Consider the following 3,774-nt stretch of genomic DNA (forward strand, 5'->3'; position numbering starts at 1 on the left):
GCCGGTCTGGCAGCCACCCGCACCGCCAGCGACATCGCCATCCGCTACGCCAACCGCCGTCGCCAGTTCGAAGGTGGCGAAAAGGGCGTCGAAAAGCGACTGATTGATTACCGTCAACACCGCCGCCGTTTGCTCATCCCGCTGGCGCGCACTTACGCGCTGACGCTGCTGCAAAACCGCATTCTGGAACGCTACGACGACATGCTGAATAAGCAGGCCAGCGGACAGTGGTCGGTCACTGACCCCACCGAGGAACAGCTGTTTGCCTCCCGCGAGATGGAATCGCTGGCTGCCGCCGTCAAGGCCGCATCCACCGAGCACGCGAACAAGACGCTGCAAGAAATGCGTGAAGCCTGCGGTGGCGCCGGATATATGTCCGAAAATCTGCTGACCACCCTGCGTGCCGACGCCGACATTTACTCCACCTTCGAAGGCGACAACACGGTGCTGATCCAGATGGTGGGCAAACATCTGCTGACCGCCTTCGGCCGCGATATGCAGGACCTTTCCCCGTGGGACATGGTCAAATACGGCGTGGAAACTGCTGCCGATACCGTCCGTCGCCGCACTGGCATCCGTTCCGGCGTGCAGTCCGTCATCGATCTGGTCTCCAACCGCGACGAGGACTCGCTGTTTGACGCCGGTTACCAGGTCAAGCTCATCGAAGACCGTGAACAGGCCGTGCTGCGCTCGCTGGTGCGACGCATCGCCCCAGCCCGCAAGGCAGACCGAGCTGAGGCCGCTGAGATCGTCGACAAGACCCAGGACCACCTGATTGCTGTGTCCTGGGCGCACGTCGACTCGCTGCTGATGCGCACCATGGTGGAAGCCGAACTGGAACTGCCAGAAGGCTCGGCCGCCCGCCAGGTATTCGAGCAGGTCCGCAGCTTGTTCTTCTTCGACCTGTTGATCAAACACGCCGGTTGGTACCAGGAGCACAACATGCTGCCATCCGGCCGCGTGAAAGCCGCCCGCGCCGCCATTAACGACCTCGTGGATTCCCTGGGCCCATGGTCGCAGGTGCTTTCTGAGGCCTTCGCCACCCCGAAGAGCGTATGGAACGTGCCAATGCTGAACGACGGTGGCGTCGACGGCGGCGATAACAAAGCCTAAAAAATCTCCATCCGGCCGCCGGTCGATTCCGTTTGCCGGAGCTGGTTCACCCAGCCCGGTGAACCCGGATGGAACCGCAACACCGGGCGCGAGGAAATCTTCACCGGCGACACCGACTCACGGCGCGCGCCAGTGCGTGCCTCCAAACGGCGCCGTGCCCGGTTACCCGCTACGGCGAGCTCACGGATCGACGGCGGATCCTGCGACAGCGTGTCGTGGGCTTCGGCTAATAACTCGATCGCTTCTTCCAGCGCCTCGCACAGCGCCACGGAGTTCGTTTCACACATCGCCTGAATCAATTCTGGGTTCGTGCCTGCCACGCGCGTGGCGTCTTTAAACGAACCCGCAGCCAGCGACTGCGCCAAAATCCCACCGTTATCGCCGGTCACCGACAACGCCAACGCCATCAAATGCGGCAAATGTGAAACCCGGGCGACGGCGTGATCGTGATTGACCACCCGCGCTGGGATCGCCTCGGCACCGGTGGCGCTGGCCATGCGCACGACGTCGGTAAACAGCTCAATCCAGCCCGCATCAATGGGCTGGCCATTTTTTTGTTGCTGATCAGCGTAGTCATAGGTAATTGCCCAGGTGGCGCGCTCAAACAAACCTTTGCGTGAGGCATTCCACCCCGACTCTGAGGTTCCCGCCATCGGATGCCCACCGACATAGCGCGCTTCCATGCCACGCTTACGGATCTCCGCATACACCTCCCACTTCACACTCACGACATCGCTGATGCCGCAGCTGGGGGCGTATTCCGCGATTTGATCCAACACCGCGCCCACCGCAAACATGGGCACCGCGACGACGATCAGCGCATTGTCTTCCTCCGCCCGACGCAGCACACGCGGTAAATCGTCGGAAACGTCATAGCCTTCCGACACAGCCTTACGCGCGCCGGACGTCGAGCGGTTATAGCCATAGGCGGTATCGCCAGCTGCGACTAAATCGCGCAGCAAAGAACCTCCGATCAGCCCGAGACCGACTAAACACACTGGACGCGAAATTCTGGAGGATAGCACGGTATCAATTTTGCCAGAATGCGACTAGTCTCACGAGGTATGAACCAGCAAGATTTTGGCCCGAGCTTCTCCGTCGTCGTCACCACCGTCGATGGCGCCTGGACTGTGCGCAGCTACGCGGATGATTTCGACGACATCGACACGTCCATCACCCAGGTGCGCAATCTGCGTTCGGAATCGGCCGCTTTCGCGATGCTCTGCATTGACGACGACTACTTCGTGCTGGTCCGCCCCACGCCCGGCGGGGTGCGGCTGCTGCTTTCCGACGCCACGATGGCCGTCGACGACGACTTCGCCGCCTCCGTGCTGGACCGCATGGACATCGACGTGCCGGATATCGCGGTGGAAGAACTCGACGAGATCGAAGGCTGGGCCGACGGCGACTTCGCGATACTCGCTGACCTCGGTGTTTCCGAGCAGATGCTGGAGGTCATGACCGACAACCTGGACGAATCCCCCAGCGACCAGCTGGTGCGCATCGCCGAAGAGCTCGGCTTTGACGAAGAATTCCTGGACGTCACCGGGCTGGATTAGAGGGCCCGTTTCGTGCTTGACGACGCAGCGGCGGACGCGGTGCCTGGCGACGCAGCGGCGGGCGCATCGCCACGCCGGGTGCTTGATGACGCAGGGGCGCGTTCAGCGGATGGTGTCGCAGGGGCGCGTTCAGCGGATGGTGTCGCAGGGGCGCGTTCAGCGGATGGCGGCACAGCGCCAACCCGGGTGCTCCCAGAGCAATCCGCGCTCACGCGCGCCCGTTCCCGCATGGACCGTGCTCTTGCAGCCGCGCGCGACACCCCGGCCGGGGACATCCCCGTCGGGGCAGTCGTGTTTGGCCCAAGCGGCACACCGATCGCGGCGGCCACCAACCGTCGGCAAGCGGACAATGACCCCACCGCGCACGCCGAAGTGCTGGCGCTGCGTGCGGCGGCAGAAAAACTCGGGCGCTGGCGTCTAGAGGACTGCGAGCTCGTGGTCACCCTGGAACCCTGCGTGATGTGCGCTGGAGCGGCCGTGGCTGCGCGGGTGGGCAGCATCGTGTTTGGCGCGTGGGAACCGAAAACCGGGGCGTGCGGGTCATACGTGGATGCGGTGCGCGCGCCCGGAGCCTTGTACGTGCCGGAAGTCCGCGGCGGGGTGGCAGAATACGAAAGTCAGCGGCTAATTCACAGCTTCTTTTCAGACTTGCGGCGGTGATCTCCGGTACAGTGGTTCCTGTTAGCTTCACAAACGTTTCCTAGGAGGGAAAAGATTATGGCTGATGCAGAAAGCTTCCTGGATAAGGCTAAGGCTAAGGGCAAAGAGATCGTTGGCGAGGTTTTCGACAACGACCAGATGAAGAACGAAGGCAAGGGCGAGGCTGCAGCTGCTGAGGCTAAGGGCACCGCTAACGACGCCAAGGACAAGGTCGAAGACAAGGCTGGTGACCTGAAGGACAAGGCTTCCGAGACCCTCGGCAAGCTGACCGACGACAAGTAAATTGTCTGCTTAAAACACCCGGTTAGCTTTGCTGGCCGGGGTTTCCGCCCGTTCGCGTGCGGTGCATTGTGCACCGTGTGCGGCGGGCGGTTTTTGCGTGTTTGGGGCGGGGTGACGGCTGGCAAATAGGAATCTTGGTGCATTTTTACAAATGGTGGGT

Annotated in this window: 5 protein-coding genes; 4 read left to right on the forward strand and 1 reads right to left on the reverse strand. The window is 62.2% G+C overall.

The window, feature by feature from the left end; all coding sequences use genetic code 11:
• Positions 1-1,113, forward strand: a 1,113-nt coding sequence (locus A5774_RS02525) for an acyl-CoA dehydrogenase family protein (protein ID WP_255364699.1), incomplete at its 5' end; no start/stop codon positions are given.
• Here the strand turns inward: A5774_RS02525 and A5774_RS02530 are convergent.
• Positions 1,110-2,138 (reverse strand): prephenate dehydrogenase, encoded by a 1,029-nt coding sequence (locus A5774_RS02530; protein WP_024272738.1) that lies wholly within the window; start codon positions 2,136-2,138, stop codon positions 1,110-1,112. The two genes, A5774_RS02525 and A5774_RS02530, sit on opposite strands and share 4 nt — an antisense overlap.
• A 39-nt stretch (positions 2,139-2,177) precedes the next feature.
• Between A5774_RS02530 and A5774_RS02535 the strand changes: the two genes are divergently transcribed.
• From A5774_RS02535 to A5774_RS02545, 3 genes are read left to right on the forward strand one after another with little or no spacing between them, the layout of a single operon-like run.
• On the forward strand, positions 2,178-2,672 hold the full coding sequence (locus A5774_RS02535; protein ID WP_064833227.1) for a tRNA adenosine deaminase-associated protein: 495 nt from the start codon (positions 2,178-2,180) through the stop codon (positions 2,670-2,672).
• Between the two features lie 12 nt (positions 2,673-2,684).
• Positions 2,685-3,332 (forward strand): nucleoside deaminase, encoded by a 648-nt coding sequence (locus tag A5774_RS02540; protein WP_082936069.1) that lies wholly within the window; start codon positions 2,685-2,687, stop codon positions 3,330-3,332.
• Positions 3,333-3,389: 57 nt separating this feature from the next.
• Complete coding sequence (locus tag A5774_RS02545) at positions 3,390-3,614, forward strand: hypothetical protein (RefSeq protein WP_021352757.1); 225 nt, start codon at positions 3,390-3,392, stop codon at positions 3,612-3,614.
• The last annotated feature ends 160 nt before the right edge of the window (positions 3,615-3,774 follow it).

Source organism: Corynebacterium sp. EPI-003-04-2554_SCH2473622 (assembly GCF_001665955.1).
GTDB lineage: Bacteria > Actinomycetota > Actinomycetes > Mycobacteriales > Mycobacteriaceae > Corynebacterium > Corynebacterium pseudodiphtheriticum.